At 55.9% G+C, this 21,336-nt stretch carries 21 protein-coding genes; 13 read left to right on the forward strand and 8 right to left on the reverse strand.

The window, feature by feature from the left end; translation table 11 throughout:
* Positions 1-286 precede the first annotated feature (286 nt).
* From TRL7639_RS20020 to TRL7639_RS20050, 7 genes are all read left to right on the forward strand, one after another.
* Positions 287-736 carry a CopD family protein gene (locus tag TRL7639_RS20020; RefSeq protein ID WP_370809095.1) on the forward strand — a complete coding sequence of 150 codons (450 nt, stop codon included), beginning with the start codon at positions 287-289 and terminating at the stop codon, positions 734-736.
* A gap of 121 nt (positions 737-857) precedes the next feature.
* A complete protein-coding gene (gene rho / locus TRL7639_RS20025; protein WP_085797672.1) occupies positions 858-2,129 on the forward strand; it encodes a transcription termination factor Rho in 1,272 nt (423 codons plus the stop codon).
* Between the two features lie 28 nt (positions 2,130-2,157).
* Positions 2,158-3,447, forward strand: coding sequence for a tRNA uridine-5-carboxymethylaminomethyl(34) synthesis GTPase MnmE (mnmE, locus tag TRL7639_RS20030; protein WP_085797673.1), 1,290 nt, complete (start codon positions 2,158-2,160; stop codon positions 3,445-3,447).
* Positions 3,448-3,459: 12 nt separating this feature from the next.
* Positions 3,460-5,328: a tRNA uridine-5-carboxymethylaminomethyl(34) synthesis enzyme MnmG gene (gene mnmG / locus TRL7639_RS20035; protein ID WP_085797831.1), complete on the forward strand. Its 1,869-nt coding sequence runs from the start codon at positions 3,460-3,462 to the stop codon at positions 5,326-5,328.
* On the forward strand, positions 5,325-5,963 hold the full coding sequence (gene rsmG, locus TRL7639_RS20040; protein ID WP_085797674.1) for a 16S rRNA (guanine(527)-N(7))-methyltransferase RsmG: 639 nt from the start codon (positions 5,325-5,327) through the stop codon (positions 5,961-5,963). Before mnmG ends, rsmG begins: the two co-directional genes overlap by 4 nt.
* Positions 5,941-6,750: a ParA family protein gene (locus TRL7639_RS20045; RefSeq protein WP_085797675.1), complete on the forward strand. Its 810-nt coding sequence runs from the start codon at positions 5,941-5,943 to the stop codon at positions 6,748-6,750. Before rsmG ends, TRL7639_RS20045 begins: the two co-directional genes overlap by 23 nt.
* 15 nt (positions 6,751-6,765) lie before the next feature.
* The gene (locus tag TRL7639_RS20050; protein WP_085797676.1) at positions 6,766-7,659 is read left to right on the forward strand and encodes a ParB/RepB/Spo0J family partition protein; all 894 of its coding nucleotides are present in this window, start codon (positions 6,766-6,768) and stop codon (positions 7,657-7,659) included.
* Here the strand turns inward: TRL7639_RS20050 and TRL7639_RS20055 are convergent.
* From TRL7639_RS20055 to rph, 4 genes are read right to left on the reverse strand one after another with little or no spacing between them, the layout of a single operon-like run.
* Positions 7,649-8,002 (reverse strand): YbaN family protein, encoded by a 354-nt coding sequence (locus TRL7639_RS20055; protein WP_085797677.1) that lies wholly within the window; start codon positions 8,000-8,002, stop codon positions 7,649-7,651. The genes TRL7639_RS20050 and TRL7639_RS20055 overlap by 11 nt on opposite strands.
* A 4-nt stretch (positions 8,003-8,006) precedes the next feature.
* Positions 8,007-9,164 (reverse strand): radical SAM family heme chaperone HemW, encoded by a 1,158-nt coding sequence (hemW, locus tag TRL7639_RS20060; protein WP_085797678.1) that lies wholly within the window; start codon positions 9,162-9,164, stop codon positions 8,007-8,009.
* Entirely contained in the window at positions 9,154-9,768 is a 615-nt protein-coding gene (gene rdgB / locus TRL7639_RS20065; RefSeq protein ID WP_085797679.1) for an RdgB/HAM1 family non-canonical purine NTP pyrophosphatase, read from the reverse strand. Before rdgB ends, hemW begins: the two co-directional genes overlap by 11 nt.
* Entirely contained in the window at positions 9,765-10,478 is a 714-nt protein-coding gene (gene rph, locus TRL7639_RS20070; RefSeq protein WP_085797680.1) for a ribonuclease PH, read from the reverse strand. Before rph ends, rdgB begins: the two co-directional genes overlap by 4 nt.
* A 111-nt stretch (positions 10,479-10,589) precedes the next feature.
* Between rph and hrcA the strand changes: the two genes are divergently transcribed.
* Together hrcA and TRL7639_RS20080 are read left to right on the forward strand one after the other, a co-directional pair.
* Positions 10,590-11,654 carry a heat-inducible transcriptional repressor HrcA gene (gene hrcA, locus TRL7639_RS20075; protein ID WP_085797681.1) on the forward strand — a complete coding sequence of 355 codons (1,065 nt, stop codon included), beginning with the start codon at positions 10,590-10,592 and terminating at the stop codon, positions 11,652-11,654.
* A gap of 10 nt (positions 11,655-11,664) precedes the next feature.
* Positions 11,665-12,228: a nucleotide exchange factor GrpE gene (locus tag TRL7639_RS20080; RefSeq protein ID WP_085797682.1), complete on the forward strand. Its 564-nt coding sequence runs from the start codon at positions 11,665-11,667 to the stop codon at positions 12,226-12,228.
* A 33-nt stretch (positions 12,229-12,261) separates the two neighbouring features.
* On the opposite strand, the gene mutS is transcribed toward TRL7639_RS20080, so the two are convergent.
* Positions 12,262-14,880, reverse strand: coding sequence for a DNA mismatch repair protein MutS (gene mutS / locus TRL7639_RS20085; RefSeq protein WP_207559703.1), 2,619 nt, complete (start codon positions 14,878-14,880; stop codon positions 12,262-12,264).
* Between the two features lie 160 nt (positions 14,881-15,040).
* Between mutS and TRL7639_RS20090 the strand changes: the two genes are divergently transcribed.
* Together TRL7639_RS20090 and TRL7639_RS20095 are read left to right on the forward strand one after the other, a co-directional pair.
* A complete protein-coding gene (locus TRL7639_RS20090; RefSeq protein ID WP_085797684.1) occupies positions 15,041-17,296 on the forward strand; it encodes an NADP-dependent malic enzyme in 2,256 nt (751 codons plus the stop codon).
* 3 nt (positions 17,297-17,299) lie between these two features.
* Positions 17,300-18,172, forward strand: a complete 873-nt coding sequence (locus TRL7639_RS20095) for a ribokinase (RefSeq protein ID WP_085797685.1) — start codon at positions 17,300-17,302, stop codon at positions 18,170-18,172.
* On the opposite strand, the gene msrA is transcribed toward TRL7639_RS20095, so the two are convergent.
* Positions 18,169-18,843 (reverse strand): peptide-methionine (S)-S-oxide reductase MsrA, encoded by a 675-nt coding sequence (gene msrA / locus TRL7639_RS20100; RefSeq protein ID WP_085797686.1) that lies wholly within the window; start codon positions 18,841-18,843, stop codon positions 18,169-18,171. The genes TRL7639_RS20095 and msrA overlap by 4 nt on opposite strands.
* Before the next feature lie 107 nt (positions 18,844-18,950).
* Positions 18,951-19,589 (reverse strand): thiopurine S-methyltransferase, encoded by a 639-nt coding sequence (tmpT, locus tag TRL7639_RS20105; protein WP_085797687.1) that lies wholly within the window; start codon positions 19,587-19,589, stop codon positions 18,951-18,953.
* 141 nt (positions 19,590-19,730) lie between these two features.
* On the opposite strand from tmpT, the gene TRL7639_RS20110 reads away from it, so the two are divergent.
* Together TRL7639_RS20110 and TRL7639_RS20115 are read left to right on the forward strand one after the other, a co-directional pair.
* Positions 19,731-20,444, forward strand: a complete 714-nt coding sequence (locus TRL7639_RS20110; protein WP_085797832.1) for a sulfotransferase-like domain-containing protein — start codon at positions 19,731-19,733, stop codon at positions 20,442-20,444.
* Between the two features lie 287 nt (positions 20,445-20,731).
* A complete protein-coding gene (locus tag TRL7639_RS20115) occupies positions 20,732-20,911 on the forward strand; it encodes a YegP family protein (RefSeq protein ID WP_085797688.1) in 180 nt (59 codons plus the stop codon).
* A 34-nt stretch (positions 20,912-20,945) separates the two neighbouring features.
* Here the strand turns inward: TRL7639_RS20115 and TRL7639_RS20120 are convergent, their stop codons facing one another.
* Complete coding sequence (locus tag TRL7639_RS20120; RefSeq protein WP_085797689.1) at positions 20,946-21,230, reverse strand: SCP2 sterol-binding domain-containing protein; 285 nt, start codon at positions 21,228-21,230, stop codon at positions 20,946-20,948.
* Between the last annotated feature and the right edge of the window lie 106 nt (positions 21,231-21,336).

Raw genomic sequence — 21,336 nt, forward strand, 5'->3', positions numbered from 1 at the left:
CGGGACAAGGATAACTTGAATCCCGTGGATAACCCGATCACCCCAAGTTACCCGCAAGCTTATCCCCAGGATCTCCAAGTTTGACTTGGATCAAGGTATTGTTTTTAAACTGATTTTATTGAATGTGGGGAAACCACGCATGGACACCTGCCATCTTTCCCACATGGGGAAAACTGACAGGATAGATGAGTTATCCACGAAAATCGGGCTACCTACAAAAATCATCATCCTTTTTTCTTTCTTTCTTTTTTATTAGGTATCCCGGAACCCGAGCCGCGAGATATCCATGACCGATTTCCTGTTCACGATTTACCCATGGGTCAAATCCCTGCACATCATGGCAGTCATCTCGTGGATGGCGGGGCTGTTCTATCTCCCCCGCCTGTTCGTGCATCATGTCGAGCAAGCTAAGAAAGTTCGGGGAGCACCTGAAATCTTTCTGATGATGCAAGAGAAGCTTTTGCGGATCATCATGCGACCGGCAATGATCGTGACCTGGGTCTGCGGTCTGATCATGGTCTTTACACCGGGTATCGTCGACTGGTCGTGGATCTGGCCCTGGACCAAAGGTGCATCGGTTCTGGCGATGACCTGGTTCCATCATTGGCTGCTCAAGCAACATCGCAGCTTGGAAGAGGGGACCAATACCCTCTCAGGGCGCACATACCGCCTCATGAATGAGGTTCCGACCGTTTTGATGGTCATCATCGTGCTGTCGGTCATTTTGAAATTCTGACGGCAGTTTGACTCCACTGTCACGCACCCCTATGTAGGGGACAACTGACCCGTCCGGGTTACGTGTCTTCCGTACTTATATCTGTCCATGCCGCGCAATCGCGGTCAAAGGGTGTTTGATCATGTCTGCTGAATCCCTGTCGCTTGCCTATCTCAAGGCCAAGAGCCCCAAAGACCTGTTGTCGATGGCCGAAGAGCTTGAGATCGAAAACGCATCGACCATGCGCAAAGGCGAAATGATGTTCCAGATCCTGCGCGAACGCGCGGACGAGGGATGGGAGATTTCAGGCGATGGCGTGCTCGAGGTGCTGCAAGACGGTTTTGGCTTCCTGCGTTCTCCGGAAGCGAACTATCTGCCGGGCCCTGATGACATCTATGTCTCGCCTGACATGATCCGCCAGTACAGCCTGCGCACCGGGGACACCATCGACGGGGTGATCAAGGCGCCGCTGGACAACGAACGTTATTTTGCGCTGACCAATGTCACCAAGATCAACTTTGAAGACCCTGAGAAGGCCAAGCACAAGATCGCGTTCGACAACCTGACGCCTCTGTACCCGGATGAGCGTCTGAAGATGGAAGTCGAGGATCCCACCATCAAGGATCGCTCAGCCCGTGTCATCGACCTGGTGGCGCCGATTGGTAAGGGTCAGCGTTCGCTCATCGTGGCGCCGCCGCGGACCGGTAAAACCGTGATCCTGCAGAACATCGCCAACTCGATCGAAAAAAACCACCCCGAGTGCTACTTGATCGTCCTGCTGATCGACGAACGTCCCGAAGAAGTGACCGACATGCAGCGCTCGGTGAAGGGCGAGGTCGTCTCCTCTACCTTTGATGAACCTGCAACTCGCCACGTGGCCGTGTCCGAGATGGTGATCGAAAAGGCCAAGCGTCTGGTCGAGCATAAACGAGATGTTGTTATCCTACTTGATTCGATAACAAGACTTGGTAGGGCCTTCAACACTGTTGTGCCTTCATCGGGTAAAGTGCTTACCGGTGGTGTCGATGCCAACGCATTGCAGCGTCCGAAACGCTTCTTTGGGGCCGCCCGGAACATCGAAGAGGGTGGTTCGCTGACCATCATCGCGACCGCACTGATCGATACGGGCTCTCGTATGGACGAAGTCATCTTTGAAGAATTCAAAGGTACAGGTAACTCAGAGATCGTTCTAGATCGTAAGATTGCGGACAAACGCGTGTTCCCGGCGATCGACATCCTTAAGTCCGGTACCCGAAAAGAGGACCTTCTGGTCGACAAGCTGGACCTTCAGAAGACATTTGTCCTGCGCCGTATCCTGAACCCGATGGGTACAACGGACGCGATCGAGTTCTTGTTGTCGAAGTTGAAACAAACCAAGACAAACGGCGAATTCTTCGACTCGATGAACACCTGACACCGGTCTGAACAGCGAGGCCACTGGAATGGATACGATCTTTGCCTTGGCCAGCGCCCCCGGCAAAGCCGGCGTTTCCGTGATCCGTATCTCGGGTCACGGTGCCTATGTAGCTGCACAATCCCTGTCGACCAAACCATTACCAGTTCGCGGTATGAGCCTGAGAATCCTACGAGATTCCACAGGTGATCGGTTGGACGAAGCATTGGTTCTGACGTTCCAGGGCCCGGCCAGTTTCACCGGTGAAGACGTCGTTGAACTGCATGTGCACGGCAGTATGGCAGTGGTCAATTCTGTCATAGTGGCCTTGTCTGAATTGCCCAACGTGCGGTTGGCAGAACCGGGCGAGTTTACCAGAAGAGCTCTGGAGAACGGCAAGATGGATTTGGCTCAGGTCGAAGGCTTGGCCGATCTGATCGATGCCGAAACCGAAGCGCAGCGTCGACAGGCACAAACTGTGCTTAAAGGAGAGTTGGGGCAGCTTGCCGAACGCTGGCGCCGCGACTTGATTCGAGCGGCATCATTGCTTGAGGCTGTTATCGACTTTGCGGACGAAGAGGTGCCCACTGATGTGACACCCGAGGTGAATGACCTTCTTGATGCTGTGGCATCCGATTTGTCCCAGCAAATTTCAGGCGTGCAAATCGCCGAACGAATTCGCACGGGGTTCGAAGTGGCCATCATCGGTAAACCAAACGTCGGAAAATCCACGTTGTTGAATGCGCTGGCAGGTCGCGACGCCGCGATCACGTCAGAGTATGCAGGCACGACACGTGATGTTATCGAGGTGCGTATGGATTTAGCCGGGTTGCCAGTGACCTTGTTAGATACTGCGGGTATTCGTGAAACCGACGATGTAGTTGAAAATATGGGCATTGCCCTGGCGCGCAAGCGAGCCATGGCTGCGGATCTTCGCGTTTTTCTGTTGGAAAACCAGGATGATGCACCTGAGTTTGAACCTGATGAACAAGATATTGTTGTCCTGGCAAAAGGCGATCTGCACTCGGCCTCTATTGCTTCCGTCTCGGGAAAAAGTGGCAAGGGTGTGGATCAACTTGTTTCTCAGGTATCTGAGCGTCTTCTGAACCGCAGTGCAAGTGCTGGGATCGCCACTCGTGAACGGCACAAAGAAGCTATGACACGTGCACATCTCGCGCTGATCGAAGTGAGGAGAGTTCTCGAGTTTGGCGAAGATCAGTATGATATTGGAGCCGAGGAAATTCGAACGGCGATCCGAGCTCTTGAATCCTTGGTTGGTCGTATTGATGTTGAAAACTTGCTGGACGAGATCTTTGCCAGCTTTTGCCTTGGTAAGTAAGGAGTGTTTCACGTGAAACATTTTGACTTTGACGTGGTGGTGATTGGAGCAGGGCACGCGGGGGCTGAAGCTGCGCATGCATCTGCCCGGATGGGCGCACGCACGGCTTTGGTAACACTGGCTGAAACTGACATCGGTGTGATGTCGTGCAATCCAGCAATTGGCGGATTGGGAAAGGGTCACCTGGTTCGCGAAATTGACGCGCTGGACGGCGTCATGGGCCGTGTGGCAGACTTTGCAGGCATTCAATTTCGCCTACTGAATCGGCGAAAGGGACCAGCAGTTCAAGGACCACGAGCCCAGGCTGATCGCGAGATCTATCGGCGTGAAATGTTGGCAGCTACCCACGCACAAGAAAACTTGGACCTCGTTTTCGGCGAAGTTGTAGATATTCAGACAGACGGACAACGGGCGACAGGAGTAGAACTTTCAGATGGAAGCCAAATCACAGCGCATTCCGTCATACTGACATCAGGTACATTCCTGCGCGGGGTCGTCCATATAGGGGATGTCTCTCATCCCGGTGGTCGAATGGGAGATCGTCCATCAATAAAGTTGGCTGAGCGAATTCAAGACCTCGGCCTTGAGCTTGGACGATTGAAAACCGGTACGCCACCTAGATTGGATGGCCGCACAATCAATTGGGAGGGCTTGGACAGACAAGAAGGTGATGATGATCCAACCTTCTTCTCTTTTCTGTCGACCGCGGTGTCTGCACCCCAAATTTCATGTGCGATCACTCATACCAATGAAAGAACGCACGATATTATTCGAGAGAACCTAGAGCGATCTGCAATGTATGGGGGGCATATCGACGGCATTGGTCCACGGTACTGCCCATCAATTGAAGACAAAATTGTCCGATTTGCTGAAAAGACATCTCACCAGATCTTTCTGGAACCCGAAGGCGTGACAAGCCACACTGTGTACCCGAACGGGATATCGACCTCTTTGCCGAAAGATGTACAGGTCGACTATGTCCGTTCAATTCTTGGGCTTGAAAAGGCCGAGATTCTACAGCTCGGGTATGCGATTGAATATGACTACGTGGATCCGAGATCGCTGAACTCGCAACTGATGTTAAAGTCGATGCAAAATCTCTATCTGGCAGGGCAAATCAACGGTACCACAGGGTATGAAGAGGCAGCCGCACAAGGATTGGTGGCTGGGTTGAATGCGGCTCTTGCAGCTCGACACGAAGAACCGATCCACTTCAGCAGATCTAACAGCTATATCGGCGTTATGATCGACGACTTGACGACACGTGGTGTTGCAGAGCCCTATCGCATGTTTACATCTCGGGCTGAGTTTCGGCTGTCTTTGCGGGCAGACAACGCAGATCAACGCTTGACGGGTCTTGGACTCGAAATTGGGTGCGTTTCAGAAGAGCGAAAACGTCAATTCGTTGAAAAGATGGACGCTCTGCACGAAGCAACTATTGCGTTGAATTCAAGCGAATTCACCCCGAAACAGCTGACTGAATCTGGAATTTCTGTCAATCAAGATGGCAATAAAAGGACAGGGATGGCGGTCTTGGCTTTTCCCGATGTCAAGTTTGCTGACCTTCAAAACCTAATTCCTGAGTTGTCCCAGGTCGATGTTTCTATACAGAGACAAATAGAACGAGATGCCTTGTATGCGAACTACATTGCTCGCCAGAAGAATGACGTCGAAACACTAAGGAAGGAAGAGGATCTTCAGATTCCCGCTGATTTTTCCTACGATGTGTTAGAGGGGTTGTCCAATGAGCTTAAACAAAAGCTCAAGAGACATCAGCCCGGGAATTTGGCTCAAGCGGGTCGAATTGAAGGCATGACCCCAGCAGCTATGGCTCTGTTGTTCGCGCGACTGAAACGAATGCGGCGAGTGAAATCGGCATGAAGAAGGATGCCTTTGAGAGAGCGACCGGACTGAATGTTTCACGTGAAACATTTAAACGCCTGGAAACCTATGTAGCTCTGGTGAAGAAGTGGAATCCCGCGATCAATGTGGTGTCTCGCAAGAGCTTGGATGATATCTGGCCTAGGCATATCGTGGATTCTGTTCAGTTGTTCACTTGCATAGAAACTTCAAAATCTTGGTTGGATCTAGGGAGTGGCGGCGGCTTCCCTGGCGCTGTGATCTCTATTCTTGCCAATGAGTTTTCTGCGGATACGTCAGTTACTCTGGTGGAAAGCGATCAGAGGAAATCCGCTTTTCTAAGGAATGTTTCACGTGAAACATCGTCTGACTTTAGGGTAATTAGTAAGCGAATCGAGCAAGTTGAACCGCAACATGCAGATGTGATTTCAGCGAGGGCGCTCACAAATCTGAGTGGACTGATGGCGTTTTGCGAACGTCACCTCAACCCAGCGGGTGTGGCGATTTTTCCCAAGGGCGCAACTTGGAAAAAAGAGGTCAGTGAGGCGCAAAGAGATTGGCAATTTGAGGTGGATACGATTACTAGTATCACTGAACCCCAGGCCGTAATCCTTAAAATCAAGGGAATCGAGCGTGCACGATCTGTCCCGTCCTGATGGACCAAAAATCATTGCGGTTGCCAATCAAAAGGGCGGAGTTGGGAAGACTACAACAACAATCAATTTGGCCGCAGCTTTGGTCGAACGCGGTATGCGTGTTCTTGTCGTTGATCTTGATCCTCAGGGAAATGCGTCGACAGGGCTGGGTATCGAAAGATCTGATCGCACCCAAACCAGCTATGATCTTCTGGTTGATGACGCTGCACCCGAAGAAGTCATCCATAGTACCGACTTCGATGGTCTTTCGATAATTCCAGCAACCGTTGATCTAAGCTCGGCTGACATTGAACTGGTTTCCAATGAAAAAAGGAGTTTTTTGCTCCACGATGCCCTGCGTCAAACTGCGATGGACGCCTTTGGCTGGGACTATATTCTTGTTGATTGCCCGCCGTCTTTGAACCTGCTGACTGTCAATGCGATGGTAGCAGCACACTCTGTCCTGGTCCCGCTGCAAAGTGAATTCTTTGCTCTGGAAGGTTTGTCCCAATTGATGTTGACGATCCGCGAAGTGCGGCAAACTGCAAATCCTCAGCTGCGAATAGAGGGGATTGTTCTGACGATGTTTGATCGGCGAAACAACTTGTCGCAGCAAGTAGAGGCTGATGCCAGGGACAATTTGGGTGATCTAGTCTTCGAAACCAAGATCCCCAGAAACGTTCGGGTCAGCGAAGCGCCTTCTTACGCACTTCCAGTTTTGAGCTATGATCCGAACTCATTGGGTGCTCAAGCCTATCGTGAGTTGGCGGGGGAGCTCATGGTAAAAGACAATAAGATTTCCGCGTAAAGGGGAGAAGCAGAAATGGCTACAAACAAGGGAAAACCCCGGGGGTTGGGACGCGGGCTATCAGCGCTTATGGCTGATGTAACACCGGAGGAGGATATCAGCACAAGCACGCCGCGCCGGGCCGATATCACGGTTCCAATTGAAAAGCTGCAAGCAAACCCTGATCAGCCACGTCGCACATTCAAGCAGGACGACTTGGATGATTTGGCCGCATCAATCAAGGAAAAGGGCATTCTTCAGCCTTTGATTGTTCGGTCGCTTGAAGGCGGCAACTACGAGATTGTTGCGGGTGAGCGGCGGTGGCGTGCGGCACAGTTGGCGCAGCTCCATGATGTACCGGTTTTGGTGCGCGAGCTGGACGATACCGAAGTTCTGGAAATTGCAATTATCGAGAACATCCAGCGTGCTGACTTGAACGCCGTGGAAGAGGCGGCAGGATTTCGGCAGTTGATGGATCGCTTTGGTCATACTCAGGAAAAACTGGCTGAGGCTTTGGGTAAGAGCCGCAGCTATATTGCGAACCTTCTGCGTCTTTTGGCTTTGCCCGAAGATGTTCAGCAGATGGTTGTTGATGGATTGCTGTCTGCTGGTCACGCGCGTGCTCTGATTACCTCAGAGAATCCGTCCGAGTTGGCCAAGATTGTTATACGTGACGGTTTGTCTGTCCGTGCGACAGAAGCTTTGGTGAAACGTCAGCAGCAAAAGGATGCGCCTACAGCTGCCCCAAAAGCGCGTAGCTCAGGTTCGGAAAAGGATGCTGATACGCGTGCGCTGGAAAAAGACCTGTCCGCCATCTTGGCAATGAAGGTTGCGATCAATCACAAGGCCGGCACGGAAGCAGGGCAGGTGGTCTTGACGTATGAGAACCTGGATCAGCTCGACGATTTGTGCGCCAAACTTAGCCGCTAGGACGGGTCCAGATGAAAATCAGGACCGCGCCGAGTGTGACCGCCTGAATGATCAGGATGTGGGTTGCCAACCCAAATGCCAGTGACAAACCAAAGACAGCCGCAACTGACAGGGTTGCGGCTTTTTTCGCGGCCGGGCGAATGGCGCCGTTTGTGTTCCAGTCGATGATCATTGGGCCAAAGACTTGATGCGACAGCAGCCAATCATGAAGGCGCTCGGAAGATCGGGCAAAACAAAAGGCGGCTAGCAGAAGGAAGGGAACTGTTGGGAGCAGGGGAAGAACCACGCCAATCATGGCAAGCGCCACGCAAAGGCTCCCTAGAATAACCCAAACCACACGCATACTGTTAATCCACCAATAATTCCCGAATGACGGCGTTCAAAACAGCGCGTCCTTCTTTGGTTGCCTTTAGCGTAGAGCCCACATGTTCGATCATTCCAATATCTTTCAGATAGTCCAGACGATCTTGCGGAACAGGCGTTGAGGAGAGAGCCTGAAATCGATCCATATCTATTCCCTGAACCAATCTAAGCCCCATCATCAGGTATTCATTAGCCTGATCTTGTGTGCCTAGCGATGTTCTTACCGATTCACCGGTGGCATTGCTCACCTGATTGAGCCACATGGACGGGTTCAAATGTGATTCAGTTGCGAATTTTTCGCCATCTATCGTCAGACGCCCATGTGATCCCGGGCCAATGCCGACATAGTCGCCATACCGCCAGTAGACTTGGTTGTGCTGAGATTCTGCTCCGGGTTTGGCATGGTTTGAAATCTCATACGCCGGTAGTCCGGCAGCTTCGCAGATCTCTTGCGTGGCCATATACATGTCGGCCGAGGTGTCGTCTTCGGGCAGGCCGCGCAGTTTCCCAACGGCATATCGATCGCCAAAGGCTGTGCCTTGTTCGATCGTAAGCTGATAAAGTGACAGGTGATCTATGGCCATGGACAGCGCCTGTTTCAATTCGGCCTGCCAGTCCGCCAGGGTTTGATGCTGGCGGGCATAGATCAGATCAAAACTGACCCGATCAAAGCAATTTCGGGCGACGTCAAAGGCCTTTTGCGCCTCGGCCACCGTATGGATACGACCCAGACGTCGTAGGTCCTCGTTGTTCAGCGCCTGAATACCCATCGAGACCCGGTTGACGCCAGCATCACGATAGCCGGCAAAGCGGCCGGCCTCGACCGACCCCGGATTGGCCTCGAGCGTGATTTCCATGTCGTTTGCGGCATGCCAATGTCCACGCGCGGCCTGTATGACGGCGTCAACTGTTTCAGGGGCCATCAAAGATGGGGTGCCGCCGCCAAAGAAGACTGTATTCAGAACCCGCCCCGGCGTTTGAGCAGCGTAGCGCTCGAGCTCCAGCAGATAGGCGTCAACCCAGGCGGATTGGTCTATTTTCCGGCTGACGTGGCTGTTGAAGTCGCAATAGGGGCATTTGGCCTCGCAAAACGGCCAGTGGACATACAGGCCAAAGCCCCCGTTTTGCCAATCATCCGCCAAAACAGCCCTTTACGAACTTTTGCACCGCAAGCGCGCGGTGGCTGATCTTGTTCTTTTCCCAGCGATCCATCTCGGCAAAGGTGATGTCATGTCCTTCGGGGACAAACATCGGGTCATACCCAAAACCCTGATCGCCGCGCATGGGCCAGGTCAGGTGACCGGGTGCGACGCCTTCGAACACCTCGTCATGCCCGTCAGGCCAAGCCACCACCAGCGTGCTGCGAAATTGGGCAAGACGGGGATGGGCGGCGTTGATCGCCTCAAGCTCGTTGTGCGCACGGGTCATGGCCATGACAAAGTCGCGGCCATTGCCGGTTTCAGCCCAATCGGCGGTATAGACACCGGGGGCCCCGTTCAAAGCATCGATGGTGATTCCGCTGTCATCCGAAAGACAAGGCAGGCCGGTGGCCTTGGCCGCGGCGTGCGCTTTGATCCGGGCGTTGCCGACAAAGGTGTCTTCGGTCTCTTCCGGTTCGGGCAGATCCATCTCGGCGGCGCCCACAACCTTGACCCCAAAGGGCGTGAGGAGATGTTCCATCTCCTCCAACTTGCCCTTGTTGTGGGTGGCAAAAACCAGCGTATCGCCATCGAATGCACGGGTCATGCGGTGGCGGCCTTTTGCATCGCGGCCAGTTCACCTACACCTTTTTCAGCCAGATCCATCAGCTGATCCATTTGCGCGCGGCTGAACACTGAACCCTCGGCGCTCATCTGCACTTCGATCAGCTTGCCCGAACCGGTCATGATAAAGTTGCCGTCAACGCCGGCTTCAGAGTCTTCGGGGTAGTCCAGATCCAGCACCGGCTGGCCGGCGTAGATGCCGCAGGACACGGCGGCGACCGGATCAACCAACGGATCGGAAATCACGTCGCCGGCTTTCATCAGCTTGTTGACCGCCAAACGCAGCGCAACCCAGCCGCCAGTGATCGACGCACAGCGGGTGCCGCCGTCGGCCTGGATCACGTCACAATCGACGGTGATCTGGCGCTCGCCCAAAGCAACGCGGTCAACGCCGGCGCGTAGGGCACGGCCGATCAGGCGCTGGATCTCAACCGTGCGGCCACCTTGTTTGCCGCTGGCAGCCTCGCGGCGCATCCGGGTATTGGTTGCGCGGGGAAGCATCCCATATTCTGCTGTAACCCAACCCAGGCCGGATCCTTTGATAAAGGGAGGCACGCGGTCTTCGATGGTGGCGGTGCACAACACGTGCGTGTCGCCCATCTTGATCAGGCAAGAGCCTTCGGCATGTTTGGTAAAGCCGGTCTCGATGGAAACGGCGCGCATTTGGTTCAGATCACGTCCAGAGGGTCGCATTGGAAATCCTTTGTTTGCTGGCTTGGGGATAACTCTGGTCAGCGCAGGGGGCAACCCCGATTGACCTTTGCCGCTGGTGGGATTTAATGACGTCAAAGCCGGAGAAGCCCAATGAGTGATGCGAGCAAAATTCTGGATGAGATGAACGACCGCTCGCGCGAAGTGTTCCGGTTGATTGTCGAGGGTTATCTGGACAGTGGCGATCCGGTGGGCAGCCGGACCTTGACCCGTACGCTCAGCGAAAAGGTCAGCGCCGCGACGATCCGCAACGTGATGCAGGATCTGGAGTTTCTGGGACTCCTCGACAGCCCCCATGTCAGTGCCGGCCGGGTGCCGACGCAAATGGGGTTGCGGATGTTCGTTGATGGGTTGCTTGAGGTCGGTGATCTGAACGCGGCGGATCGCAAAAAGATCGACGCGACGGTGGACAGTAACTCGGCCGATGTCAGCGGGTTGCTGGATCGTGTTGGATCAGTGTTGTCAGGGGTGACACAAGGTGCATCCTTGGTGCTGACACCCAAGCACGAGGCCGAGATCAAGCATATCGAGTTTGTGTCGCTGGCCCATGATCGCGCGTTGGTGGTTCTGGTCTTTGCTGATGGGCACGTGGAAAACCGCCTGTTTACGCCGCCGCCAGGTCAAACGCCCAGTTCGATGCGAGAGGCAGCGAATTTCCTGAATTCTCTGATCGAGGGGCGGACCCTCAGCGAAGTGAGCACTGTTATCCAATCGCAGATCACCGCTCGCAAACAAGAGATCGACGTGCTGGCCCGCGAGATGGTCGAAGGCGGCCTGGCCGTCTGGGACGCCGAGGGGCAGGATTCAGCGCGTTTGATCGTGCGGGGGCGGGCGAATCTGTTGGCGGACACAGGGCAAGAAGAAGAGCTGGAGCGGATCAGATCCCTGTTTGACGACCTGGAACGCAAGCGGGACATCGCTGAATTTCTGGAACTGACCGAAGACGGCGACGGTGTGCGCATTTTTATCGGGTCTGAGAACAAACTTTTTTCACTTTCGGGCTCCTCTTTGGTGGTGTCTCCATATATGAACGCTGATCGAAAGATCATCGGTGCGGTTGGGGTGATTGGCCCGACGCGCCTGAATTACGGTCGGATCGTGCCCATCGTTGACTATACCGCGCAGTTGGTCGGCAAGCTCGTATCGGACCGGAGTTAGAGGTAGAAAGATGGCAGAGCCAAAGAACGAAGATTTTCTGGATGACATCGCAACGGCCGAAGCCGAAGAGCTGGCCGAAGAATTGGCGGAAATCAGTGGCGAAGCAGCCGAACTCGACGAGCTGCGCGCTGAACGGGATGAATACAAAGACAAGTTCATGCGCGCGCTGGCGGATGCGGAAAACGCCCGCAAGCGTGGCGACAAAGCCCGTCGTGATGCCGAGAACTATGGTGGTTCGAAACTGGCCCGTGACATGCTGCCCGTTTATGACAACCTCAAGCGCGGTCTTGAGGCAGCAACGGATGAGCAGCGAGAGGTTTCGGCGGCCCTGATCGAAGGTGTCGAACTGACCATGCGCGCGTTGCTGGATGTGTTTGGCAAGCACGGTATTCAAATCGTGTCACCCGAGGTTGGTGATCGCTTTGACCCGCAGATGCACGAAGCGATGTTTGAGGCCCCCGTGCCCGGTACCCGAGCTGGCGACATCATTCAGGTGTCTGCCGAAGGCTTCATGCTGCACGACCGACTGCTGCGCCCGGCGCAGGTTGGCGTAAGCTCGACGCCCGCTGGTTAAGGGCTCGCATATTTTGAGAAAAGGAAGGGGCGGTCAGGATTTGGCCGCCTCTTTCAGTTTATAGATCAGATCCAACGCTTCACGCGGGCTCAGCTCGTCAGGGTGGATCTCATCGAGCATGCCGTCTACGGCAGAGGCCTTGACGGCTGGCGGCGGTGGGGGCGGCGCAGCGGAAAAGAGCGGCAAATCGTCGATCAGCGCCTTTTGCTTGCCGCCTTCGCGCTCGTTCTGTTCCAGTTGATCCAGAACCACACGGGCCCGTTCAACCACGGATGGAGGAAGGCCGGCCAGCTGAGCAACCTGAACACCGTAAGACCGGTCAGCGGCGCCTTTGCGCACTTCGTGCAAGAAGATCACTTCGCCTTCCCACTCTTTGACTGCGACGGTGGCGTTTTCGACACCTTTCAGACTACCGGCAAGGGCGGTAAGCTCATGATAATGCGTGGCAAACAGGGCGCGGCAACTGTTGGTGGCGTGCAGATGCTCCAACGTCGCCCAGGCAATCGACAGGCCGTCATATGTTGCGGTGCCACGGCCGATTTCGTCCAGGATGACCAAGGCGCGCTCGTCGGCCTGATTGAGAATCGCGGCGGTTTCCACCATCTCGACCATGAAGGTCGAGCGCCCGCGTGCCAGATCGTCCGAGGCGCCGACGCGGCTGAACAATTGGCTCACTAGCCCGATCTCGGCCTGTTCGGCGGGGACATAACTGCCCATTTGGGCGAGCAAGGCAATCAGGGCGTTCTGGCGCAGGAAGGTTGATTTACCAGCCATGTTGGGGCCGGTCAAAAGCCAGACCGCCGCGCCGCCATTTGCGGTCAGATCGCAATCGTTTGCGATGAAAGCGTCGCCTGATTGCTGTTGAAGCGCTCGCTCAACAACCGGATGACGGCCCCCGGTTATGTTAAATGACCGGGTGTTGTCGACATGGGGTCGGCACCAATTTTCGCCCCGCGCCAGATCCGCCAGAGATGTGGCAAGATCAAGCTCTGCCAGACCACGTGCCGCTTGGTTGAGCAGAGCGGCTTGGGCCAAGATTTCTTCAGAAAGCCTTTGATAGAGCCTCTTTTCAATCTCAAGCGCCAGATTTCCAGCGTTCAGAATGCGGGTTTCGATCTCGCTGAGTTCGACAGTGGTGAACCGAACCTGATTAGCCGTGGTTTGGCGGTGGATGTAAGTTTCAGAGAATGGCGCGCTGAGCATCTTGTCAGCGTGCGTCGCTGTGGTTTCGATGAAATAGCCCAGCACGTTGTTGTGCTTGATCTTGAGCGAAGTGATGCCGGTGTGCTCGGCGTATTTTTGTTGAAAGCCGGCGATGACCGAACGCCCTTCGTCGCGCAGGGTGCGGGCCTCGTCCAGTTCTGTGTCAAACCCCGGTGCGATGAAGCCGCCATCACGGGCGAGCAGGGGCGGTTCGGCAACCAGCGAGGAGTCGAGCAACCCCAACAGGTCATCAAAGCCGCGCAGGTTGGCAGTGGCTTGGACCATCAAATTAGGTAAGTCGATGCCATCGGTCGAGGCAGCGATATCTTCGGCCTGGATCAACCCATTGCGGATTGCGGCCAGATCACGCGGGCCGCCACGATCAAGCGCAAGCCGGGACAGGGCACGGTCCAAATCCGGCGTCTTGCGCAGGCTGTCGCGCAGCTGTTCCGCCAGCGAAGATTGCTCGACACAGAAATCCAGCGCAGCGAGGCGGGCGTGAATGGTGTCGAGCTTGCGTGAGGGGCTGGAAATCCTCTGCTCCAGAAGACGGCCACCGCCCGGTGTCACCGTGCGGTCGATGACGGACAAGAGCGAGCCGAATTTGTCGCCATTCAGAGAGCGGGTCAGTTCCAGATTGCGCCGTGTCGCCGCATCGATCTGCATCACCCGGTCTTCGCTGTCCTGTTCGGGGGGCAACAGCAGCGGCAGTTTGCCTTTTTGGGTGATCTCAAGATAATCGACCAGCGCGCCCATGGCCGACAGCTCGGGCCGCGAGAATTTGCCAAACCCATCCAGCGAGCCGACCTTGAACAGCTCTTGTAGGCGCTTTTCAGCGCCGGTGCTGTCAAAACTGGCTTTGCCCATTGGCGTCAGCGGAATTTTGAAATCATCCGCTAGCGGACGCAGGTTTTGAAACACAGGCTCGTCCACAACCAGCAGCTCGGACGGAGCAAGGCGCGCCAGTTCCGGCCCCAACCGTTGCTTTGATACGGTCATGACGTGGAACGCACCGGTCGAGATGTCAGCCCAGGCGAGCGCCGCGCTGTCGCGTACCTCGGCATAGGCCACCAAAAAGTTGTGGCGACGCGCCTCGAGCAAGGCATCTTCGGTCAAGGTGCCAGGGGTCACCAGGCGCACAACATCGCGCCGAACCACCGATTTAGAGCCTCTTTTCTTGGCCTCGGCCGGACTTTCCATCTGTTCACAGACGGCGACGCGGAACCCTTTGCGGATCAGCGTCAGCAGATACCCTTCGGCTGCGTGAACCGGCACGCCGCACATCGGGATGTCGTCGCCGTTGTGTTTGCCACGTTTGGTCAGCGCAATATCAAGCGCCTGTGCCGCGTCGACAGCGTCGTCAAAGAACATCTCGTAAAAATCACCCATGCGGTAAAACAGCAGGGCATCGGCGTGGGCCTCTTTGATTTCGAGGTATTGCGCCATCATGGGTGTGACAGTGGACACGGGTACTTTCTCCGACTGGACCGAGCGAGACCTTACAAATCCGTCCAGTCCGGCGAAAGCCGAAAACGCATTGTCGTTGAGACTGCGTGCTGCCTGCGCTATGAGGCAAAAAGCCCGAACTGTAAAAAGAACGACCGATCCGATGCCTAAAGCGAAAATTACCGATCAAGAGGCGCTGGCCTTTCACCTGGACCCCACCCCCGGCAAGTGGGAGGTGCAGGCCACGGTCCCGATGACCACACAGCGCGATCTGTCGCTGGCCTATTCCCCAGGGGTTGCCGTTCCTTGCGAGGCCATCGCGGCAAACCCCGAAACAGCCTATGATTACACCAACAAGGGCAACCTTGTGGCGGTGATTTCGAATGGTACGGCGGTTCTGGGTTTGGGGAACTTGGGCGCGCTGGGCTCGAAACCGGTGATGGAGGGCAAATCGGTCCTTTTCAAACGGTTTGCTGACGTGAACTCGATCGATATCGAGCTGGACACCGAGGACACCGAGGCGTTCATCAACGCAGTCAGGCTGATGGGGCCGACCTTTGGCGGTATCAACCTCGAAGATATCAAGGCGCCGGAATGCTTCATAATCGAGCAGCGCCTGAAAGAAGAGATGGACATCCCGGTTTTCCACGACGACCAGCACGGCACGGCCGTGATCTGTGCGGCGGGTTTGCTAAATGCGCTGCACATCTCGGGCAAGAAAATCGAAGACGTTAAAATCGTTCTGAACGGTGCCGGTGCTGCCGGTATCGCATGTATCGAGCTGCTCAAGTCGATGGGCGCGCGGCACGAAAACTGTATCGTCTGCGACACCAAGGGTGTGATCTATCAGGGCCGGACCGAGGGGATGAACCAGTGGAAGTCGGCTCACGCCGTCACCACTGAGTTGCGGACCCTGGAAGAGGCGATGAAAGGCGCAGACGTATTTCTGGGTGTGTCCGTCAAGGGCGCGGTCACACAGGACATGGTGGCGGCAATGGCCGACAACCCTGTGATCTTTGCCATGGCAAACCCCGATCCCGAGATCACGCCAGAAGAGGCGCACGAGGTGCGTGTAGATGCCATCGTGGCGACGGGTCGGTCGGATTATCCGAACCAGGTCAACAACGTGCTGGGTTTCCCCTATCTGTTCCGCGGCGCGCTGGATATCCACGCCCGCGCCATCAATGACGAGATGAAGATCGCCTGTGCCCATGCGCTTGCGCAACTCGCGCGCGAGGATGTGCCGGATGAGGTGGCGATGGCTTATGGTAAGTCGCTGACCTTTGGCCGCGACTACATCATCCCGACGCCGTTTGACCCACGTCTGATCTATCGCATCCCGCCGGCTGTGGCCCGGGCCGGCATGGACACCGGCGCAGCGCGTCGCCCGATCATAGACATGGACGCGTATGAGCTGAGCCTGAAATCTCGGATGGACCCAACTGCGAGCATCCTGCGCGGCCTGAACGCCCGTGCACGCCAAGCACAAAGCCGGATGATCTTTGCCGAAGGTGACGACCCCCGCGTGCTGCGGGCAGCGGTGATGTATCAGCGATCGGGCTTTGGCAAGGCGTTGGTTGTTGGTCGTCAGGATGATGTCAAAGAAAAGCTCGAGGCTGCTGGGTTGGGTGACGCAGTGCGCGAGCTGGAGGTGGTGAACGCCGCCAACACCATGCATCTCGATACCTACAAGAACTTCCTCTACAAACGCCTGCAGCGTAAGGGGTTTGACGGCAAGGATATTCATCGCTTGGCTGCACGTGATCGACATGTGTTCTCGGCGTTGATGTTGGCGCATGGGCATGGCGATGGTCTGGTAACCGGTGCGACGCGCAAGTCGGCGCATTGCCTGGATCGGATCAACCACGTGTTTGACGCCGACGCTGACCACGGCGCAGCCGGTGTGACGGCGCTGTTGCACAAGGGCCGGATCGTACTGATCGGTGATACGCTGGTGCATGAATGGCCGGACGAGAACAACTTGGCCGACATTGCAGAACGCGCAGCCGAAGTGGCCCGCCACATGGGGCTTGATCCGCGCGTGGCCTTTGTCAGCTTCTCGACCTTTGGTTATCCGGTGTCGGAACGTGCTGAAAAGATGCACATTGCGCCCGAAGTGCTAGATCAACGCGGCGTTGATTTCGAATACGAAGGCGAGATGACCGTCGATGTGGCCCTGAATGCGCATCAGCAAGAGGCCTATCCGTTTTCACGTCTGACAGGCCCGGCCAACATTCTGATCGTACCGGCGCGCCACTCGGCCAGCATCTCGACCAAGCTGATGCAGGAAATGGGCGGCGCGACTGTGATCGGTCCGATCCTGTCGGGTGTCGACAAGCCTATTCAGATCTGCTCGACTGGTTCGACGGCCAACGACATTCTGAACATGGCCATTCTGGCCGCTTGCGACATCGGGTAAGCCATGGCGATCTGGAACCTGGGCTCGATCAATGCGGATATGGTCTATGCCGTGCCGCATCTGCCCGGACCGGGGGAAACCTTGGCCGCAACTGAACTCTCGCAGTTTCTGGGCGGCAAAGGGGCAAATATGTCAGTTGCGGCTGCGCGGGCCGGGGCGCATGTGTGCCACATTGGGGCTGTGGGTGCTGACGGGCGCTGGGCGGTTGATCGCCTGACCGAATACGGGGTGGACACCCGGCAGATTGCTGAGGTGTCGGCACCAACCGGCCACGCCATCATTGCGGTCGAGGCGTCAGGCGAAAACCAGATCCTGCTGTTTGCCGGAGCGAACCATGCGATCACGACCGATCAATTGGGGCAAGCGATGTCTCAAGCCGGGGCAGGGGATATTCTGGTTCTGCAGAACGAAACCAACGCACAGGTCGAGGCGGTCAAAATGGGCCGCGAGTTGGGGCTGAAGGTTTGCTATGCCGCTGCTCCCTTTGATGCGGATGCGGTGCAGGCGGTCTTGCCGTATCTGGATTTTCTGATCTTGAACGAGGTTGAAGCGGCGCAGCTTCAAGAGGCGACGGGCATGGCGCCTCAAGACCTTCCTGTGGCGCAGGTCATCGTCACTTTCGGGGCGGATGGCGCGCGGTATTTTGACACTAACACAGGCGAAAATCAGGTTTTCCCAGCCTTCAAAGTCAAGGCCGTGGACACCACCGGGGCAGGCGATACCTTTACCGGCTACGTGCTTGCAGGGATGGATCGGGGCTTGCCAATGCCACAGGCGATCAGTCAAGCAATGCGTGCCGCAGCCATCATGGTCACGCGGCACGGGACGGCGGATGTGATCCCGGACCTCAAAGACGTCCAGGACGCCATTCTTTAGCTGCCAACAAAGGGTGCGTCGCTGCCCCAAAGCTGTTTCACACGCTGATCGCGACCACAGGCGTTGCGATAGGCCTTGTAGGCCGACGCCTGACGTTTGGGACCAAAGCGGGTAAAGACCAGTTTCGAACCTTTGTAGTAATCCTGGTGATATTCCTCAGCCGGATAGAACGTGCTTTCGGACAGGATGGGCGTCACGACGTTCTGGCCCAATGCACTCTGTGCCTCGGCCTTGATTTTGTCTGCGAGGGTCTTTTCGCCCGAGTTAGAGACGAAAATCGCGGTGCGATAGCTTTCCCCGCGGTCGCAGAACTGACCGCCTGCATCTGTCGGATCAACCGAGCGGAAAAACATGGTCAAAAGCTGCTCGCGCGAGACTTTGGCGGGGTCAAACGTGATCTGCACCGCCTCATAATGTCCGGTTCCGCCTGCTGTCACTTGCTTGTAGGTCGGGTCCTTTGCCTTGCCGCCGGTATAGCCCGAGACGGCCTCGATCACGCCGGGGACGCTTTCGAAATCGGATTCGACGCACCAAAAGCATCCCCCGGCAACCGTCAGGGTTTCCGTACCCGCTGCCGAAGCCGCACCAACGCGCAGCAGCGAGGCGGCGGTAATCAGGATCACAAGTGCGATCACTTTGAAGTCGGATTTCAGATCGTGGGTCAGGGTCATGGCAAATCTCCTTTGAGCACAGGCTGACAGTCGATTAATCACGCAGCAAGTCACTGTCATGTCAGGTCACGCCGAGGTGAGGGCAGGTGATCTGTGGTGACGGATTGTTACCGCCTTTCCAGCAACCAGGCTTGTTCTTGCGCCGGGGCAACACCCTTGAGTCCGCCAGGGATGTCATGGGTGAACAACAGCGTCTTGGTGTATCTGCCCCCGTACATTGCCTTGATCTGGCCTTCAGGCACCGAAAACGGCGGACCCGCAATCAGGCTTTGGTCATAATCGAACGAGATGACGAACTGCCGCGCTTGGTCGGTGATATTGGCCAGATGTGCGACGTATCTGGCGCGCATATCATCCGGCAACGCAACCATGGCAGCGCGGTCGTGGGTAAGGTCGACGGGGCCAAGCTGTTCGGGGTTAATGTCAAAGACATCGCCAACAAATACATCCAGATCCGGCGCCTTGAAATGTTTCAGGGTGCCCAAATCCTTAACCTCTGGTGTGAACCCCAGATCGTCGAACAATTGGCGGATTGCGATTTCACTCAGTTCTGCTGCGACGACGCGGTAACCTTTGGACAGCAACCAACCGATGTCGCGGGTTTTGCCGCACAGGGGCACAAAGACCCGAGAGCCTTGGGGCAGGGGCGCGGCGTCAATAAACTTGACCAGCAGATGGTGCGCATCCACTTGATGCCAGCCCAGGCGATTTTCTTCCCAGCGGTTGATCCAGAAACTGCGGTCCATTCCAGCCTTCCTTTGTGATTGTCTGACGCAGATGGAATGCGGAACCGCGTGCCGTCAAGGGACCCCAGCATTCCGATTGCAATGCGCGTCAATTCGGCGTTTGGTGCGGAGACAGGCAATCACCAATCTATCGAGGGCAGAATGCGTATAGCGATGTGGTCTGGTCCGCGGAACCTTTCGACGGCCATGATGTACAGCTTTGGCGCGCGCACCGACTGCGCCGTCGTGGATGAGCCATTTTATGCGGCCTATCTGCAGATGACCGGGCTGGACCACCCTATGCGAGAGGAGATCCTGACCTCGCAACCCCAAGACCCGGCGCAGGTGGCGTCAGCTTTGGTTGGTCCGACCCCGGGCGCGCGGCCGGTCTGGTATCAAAAACACATGACCCAACACATGATCCCCGGTGTTCCGCGCGACTGGATGCGCAAGGTGCGCAATGTGTTCCTGATCCGCCACCCGGCGCGGGTGATCGCCAGCTATGCGGCCAAACGCGAGAACCCGACGCTGGATGACATCGGGTTCTGGCAACAGGCCGAGTTGTTTGATGAGGTGCAGGGGTGGGGCGGTGATCCGGTGGTGATCGATAGCCACGACATCCGTGATGATCCGGCAGGCATGCTGGAACGGTTGTGCGTTGCGATTGATCTGCCGTTTTCGCCCGAAATGCTTGGTTGGCCACAGGGCGGGCATCCACAGGACGGGGTCTGGGCGTCGCATTGGTACGGCGCGGTCTGGCGCAGCACCGGATTTGCCGAGCCCGAAGAGGGCTTGCCCGAGGTACCGGAGCATTTGCAGCCCGTGTTACAGGCAGCGCTGCCGTTTTATGAGAAGATGAAGGCGATAAAAATCTAGTTTGATTGCCCTAGCCGCACACACAACATTTCGTACTTTCTGCCAGCGTGGGTAGATATATTGTGCATCAACACCAAAAAAGACTCGACTCTCAATGCGGGACTCGGAATCATAAGGGCACCTACTCGCTCAAGTAGGTGCCCAAGACTGCCGTAGACGACAGCCAGTCCTGTTAAGACACTGTGACGATCACAGTTTTGGTTTCTTTCGTCAAGCATGATGCGGCGTCCTAATCGTATCCGGCAATGATGCCGGGTGCGATACTCTGCTGATGAAAGGATTTGAACATGTACTTTGTTCTATTCAAAGACGTCGCTGGTTATTGGCGTTGGACGCTTAAGGCATCCAATCACGAGCCAATTGCAGTATCGTCAGAAAGCTATGTCCGAAAATCGGACGCCGAATACTCCATTCGGCTTGTAAAGTCTGCAAGCAATGCTCCGGTCTATGACCGCGCCGCAGCCTAAGAAAGAAGAGGGCCATCTGCTCGGCCCTTTTCACTTAACCCAAAAGCGATCCCAGTTTCATCGCAACACCCATATTACCCGAGATCTTGAGCTTGCCCATGGCCACGCCCGTCATCGGGTTCAGCTTGCCGGTGAGCAGTTTGACCAGGTTGTCTTGACTGATGCGGATGGTGCAGTCGGTATCACGGTCCTGAGTGGTTGCGGTGTTGTCGGCCAGAACGATCACGCCGTCGTCACCACAGTCAAATTTCAGCGAGCCATCAAAGCTTTTGTCCGACAGTCCCGATTGAATGCGGTTTGCGATCTCTTGCAGTGCCATTTTGTCCTCCTGGTTCGGACCGATTATCGGGTGCGGGGACAGGGGCGCGCAATGATGACGTAGCAGGAGTTGCGCGGCTGATTGAGGTAAATTTGCACGAATTGCG

This window comes from Falsiruegeria litorea R37, from assembly GCF_900172225.1.
GTDB classification, from domain to species: domain Bacteria; phylum Pseudomonadota; class Alphaproteobacteria; order Rhodobacterales; family Rhodobacteraceae; genus Falsiruegeria; species Falsiruegeria litorea.